General features: G+C 66.6%; 3 protein-coding genes. All 3 read left to right on the top strand.

Annotated features, from left to right (window positions below; genetic code table 11):
• Positions 1-111 precede the first annotated feature (111 nt).
• The 3 genes from proB to murJ all read left to right on the top strand — a co-directional run bounded on the left by proB (position 112) and on the right by murJ (position 3481).
• On the top strand, positions 112-1251 hold the full coding sequence (proB, locus tag ACESMD_RS00540; protein ID WP_372609348.1) for a glutamate 5-kinase: 1140 nt from the start codon (positions 112-114) through the stop codon (positions 1249-1251).
• 245 nt (positions 1252-1496) lie between these two features.
• A complete protein-coding gene (rpsT, locus tag ACESMD_RS00535; protein ID WP_372609347.1) occupies positions 1497-1763 on the top strand; it encodes a 30S ribosomal protein S20 in 267 nt (88 codons plus the stop codon).
• Positions 1764-1957: 194 nt separating this feature from the next.
• Positions 1958-3481: a murein biosynthesis integral membrane protein MurJ gene (gene murJ, locus ACESMD_RS00530; protein ID WP_372609349.1), complete on the top strand. Its 1524-nt coding sequence runs from the start codon at positions 1958-1960 to the stop codon at positions 3479-3481.
• Positions 3482-3486: the final 5 nt, after the last annotated feature.

The following is a 3486-nucleotide window of genomic DNA, read 5'->3' as shown; positions in this document are numbered from 1 at the left end:
TGCCCGAGGCTCTTGACCTGCTCTCATCCGGAGAGCCGCTTGTGGAGCTGGGCGATCGTCGCTAGTCCTTTTCCAACGTCTGTCTTAACAATGAGCCATTCAGGAATCGAGATGACCGAAGGGATTGAGTCCTCCGGCCGCGAGGCGCTGAGTCGCGCCCGCCGCGTGGTGGTGAAGATCGGCAGTGCCCTGCTGACCAATGACGGCCGCGGCCTCGACGAGGCGGCCATAGGCGGCTGGGTGGACCAGATCGCCGCCTTGCACCTGCGCGGCTATCAGGTGGTGCTGGTTTCCTCCGGGGCGGTGGCCGCCGGCATGGTGCGCCTCGGCTGGCAGGTGCGTCCCTCGGCGGTGCACGAGCTGCAGGCCGCGGCGGCGGTGGGTCAGAACAGCCTTACCGAATGCTACGAGACGCACTTTGCCCGTCACGGGCTGCTCACCGCCCAGGTGCTGTTGACCCACGACGACCTCTCCGATCGCAAGTGTTACCTGAACGCCCGCTCGGCCCTGCGCACCCTTGTCGGCCTGCGCGTCGTGCCGGTGATCAACGAGAACGATACCGTTGTCACCGACGATATCCGCTTCGGTGACAATGATACCCTGGGCGCACTGGTGGCCAACCTGCTGGAAGCCGATCTCCTGGTGATCCTCACCGACCAGGAGGGGCTCTTCGATGCCGACCCTCGCCATCATCCTTCGGCACAGCTGATCCGGGAAGGACGCGCCGACGATCCTTCCCTGTCAGCCGTGGCCGGCGGTGGCGGCATCCTGGGACGCGGCGGCATGGCCACCAAGGTCCAGGCGGCACGCCTGGCCGCTCGGTCCGGTGCCTCGACCCTTATCGCCAGTGGCCGCCAGGCCGCCGTGCTGACGCGGCTCCTGGAGGGAGAGCGGCTGGGCACCCTGCTCGGCCCGGACCATGCGCCCATGGCGGCACGCAAGCGTTGGCTGGCCGGCCAGCTTCAGGTGCGAGGCACCCTGACCCTGGACCCCGGCGCGGTCAAGGTCCTCCGCGACAAGGGGTCCAGCCTGCTGGCCGTCGGCGTCAGGGCGGCCTCGGGCGGCTTCATCCGCGGCGACATGGTGCTCTGCGTCGACGAGCATGGCCAGCGCGTAGCCAAGGGGCTGATCAACTATGGTGCCGAGGACACCCGCCGCATCCTCGGCAAGCCGAGCCACCAGATCGAGGCCATCCTGGGCTTCATGGAGGCGCCGGAGCTGATCCACCGCGACAACCTGGTGGTGCTGTAGTGATAGCACCACCTCTTCGGCCTGCCCCGGCGCCCCTCGGCTGGATTTCGCGGACTATGGCAAGGTGGCAAGTGGCGTGATAGCATACGCCATCCTCCCAGACACGGCCCGTGAACGATCGCTGATGTCAAGCGGTCGGCCAGATGGCCAAACCGGCAGCAAGGCGACATTCTTGCTGTCGGCATACCCTGTTACCAATGCCGTCGTGAATCGGGCGGCGAAGACATCTCCAAGGAGACAGTTCAGTGGCAAATAGCAAGCAAGCCCGCAAGCGCGCCCGTCAGTCCGAAGGTCGTCGTGTCCTCAAGGCGAGCCAGCGCTCCATGGTGCGCACCCATATCAAGCGCGTCATCAAGGCCATCAATGACGGTGATCACGCCGTGGCGATGACCGAGTTCCACAAGGCGCAGCCGGTCATCGACCGCATCGCCGACAAGGACGTGCTTTCCAAGAAGAAGGCGGCACGCATGAAGAGCCGCCTGAACAAGCGGATCAAGGCTCTCGCGGCGTAAGTCGGTAGAGCGCCAGAAGAAAAACCGGCTGCGGCCGGTTTTTTTGTGGCCGCTATCATTGCAGTGAGCCAGCCGAGGAAGTCAGGGTGACGGATCACGAACCACAGCGAGGACCCCGGGAGCCGGATGACGAGCAGCGGCCACCGGCCGTTGCCGAGCACGACCGCGCCGTGGCCCCCAAGGCGGGTGGCCTGATGCGCTCCGGCCTGGTGGTCAGCGTCATGACCATGCTCTCGCGCGTCATGGGACTGGCGCGGGATGTGGTGGTGGCCTCCCTGTTCGGGGCGGGCAGCGGAGCCGATGCCTTCTTCGTCGCCTTCAAGATTCCCAACTTCCTGCGCCGGTTGTTCGCCGAAGGGGCCTTCAACCAGGCCTTCGTGCCCGTGCTCTCCGAATATGCCACGCGCGGCAGCAAGCGGGAGGTCAAGAAACTGCTCGATGCGGTGGCCGGCAGCCTCGCCGCGGTGCTGGCGCTGATCACCGCCATCGCCATGCTGGCGTCCCCCTGGCTGGTATGGCTCTTCGCGCCGGGCTTCGGCCGTGACCCGGAGAAGCTCGCCCTGACCGCGGACATGCTGCGGCTGACCTTTCCCTACCTGCTGCTGATCTCGCTGACGGCCTTTGCCGGCAGCGTGCTCAATACCTGGAACCGCTTCGCCGTGCCGGCCTTCACCCCGGTGCTGCTCAACCTCTCGCTGATCGGCGCGGCCCTGCTGCTCACCCCCCTGATGAGCGAGCCGGCCATGGCGCTGGCCTGGGGGGTGCTGATCGCCGGGGCCGCCCAGCTGGCCTTCCAGGTGCCCTTCCTGGTGCGCCTGGGGCTGATGCCCAGGCCCTGGCCGAATTTCGCCCATAGCGGCGTCAAGCGCATCCTGGTGTTGATGGTGCCGGCGCTGTTCGGGGTCTCGGTCTCCCAGATCAACCTGCTGCTGGACACCGTGCTGGCCTCGTTGCTGGCGCCGGGCAGCGTGTCCTGGCTCTACTATTCCGACCGCCTGGTGGAATTGCCGTTGGGGGTCTTCGGTATCGCCATCGGCACGGTGATCCTGCCGGCGCTTTCCAAGCGCCATGCGGATGCCTCGGGGGCGCATTTCGCCACCATGCTCGACTGGGCGATCCGCGCCGTTCTGCTGCTGGGCCTGCCGGCGGCCCTGGCGCTGGCGATACTCGCCGAGCCCCTGCTGATCTCGCTGTTCCACTACGGCGCCATGACCGAGGGCGACATCACCATGGCGGCGATGAGTCTCAGGGCTTACGCCTTCGGGTTGGTGGCCTTCATGCTGATCAAGGTGCTGGCGCCGGGCTTCTTCGCCCGCCAGAACACCAGGACCCCGGTGAAGGTCGGCATCATCGCCATGGTCGCCAACATGGTGTTCAACCTGATCCTCATCTGGCCGCTGGCCCACGCCGGCCTGGCCCTGGCCACGTCGCTCTCGGCCTTCCTAAATGCCGGCCTGCTGGGCTGGCTGCTCTGGAAGGAGAGGGTACTGGTCTTCCAGCCCGGCTGGAGGCGCTACGCCGTGCAACTGCTGGGCGGTTGTGCGGTGATGGGCCTGGGCCTCTGGTGGCTCTCGCCGGACTGGCAGGTCTGGCTGGCGTGGGGTGTCTGGACCCGGGTGCAGTGGTTGAGCCTGCTGGTGGTGGCGGGGGTGGCCATCTACTTCACCTGGCTGGCGGCCACCGGCGTGCGGCTGCGGCACTTTCGAATGAAAAGCTGAAGTGA

The organism is Halomonas sp., from assembly GCF_041689495.1.
In the GTDB taxonomy this organism is placed as follows: domain Bacteria; phylum Pseudomonadota; class Gammaproteobacteria; order Pseudomonadales; family Halomonadaceae; genus Halomonas.
The sequence above is the reverse complement of the archived record's forward strand: the minus strand, read 5'-3'. Positions and strand labels throughout refer to the sequence as shown.